1 pseudogene is annotated in these 230 nt (G+C 75.2%); it reads right to left on the bottom strand.

Going from position 1 to position 230, the window contains the following annotated elements:
- Window positions 1-230, bottom strand: a pseudogene (locus KVS71_RS19510) (MFS transporter); the annotation flags it as partial.

The raw sequence follows: 230 nt of genomic DNA, 5'->3' as shown, positions 1-230 counted from the left end.
ACGAGCGCCGCGACAGGCGCGACCACGAGTCCCGCGCGGAGACTCTGCGTCTCCGCCAGCCACCCGTCGAACGGCGGCGACAGCAGGAAGCCGAGCCGCAGCAGCCAGGACACCACGGTGAGCCCGTCCCCGGGCCGCAGCCCCGGGAGCTCGTCGGCGGCGTGCATCGCGGCGGGGATGAGGGTGGCGATGCCGAAGCCGACCGCCGCGAACCCGAGGATTGTGCCGGG

The organism is Microbacterium sp. GbtcB4 (assembly GCF_019091465.1).
Lineage (GTDB): Bacteria > Actinomycetota > Actinomycetes > Actinomycetales > Microbacteriaceae > Microbacterium > Microbacterium paraoxydans.
Note: the sequence above shows the minus strand (reverse complement) of the source record. Positions and strands in the feature narration are given on the sequence as shown.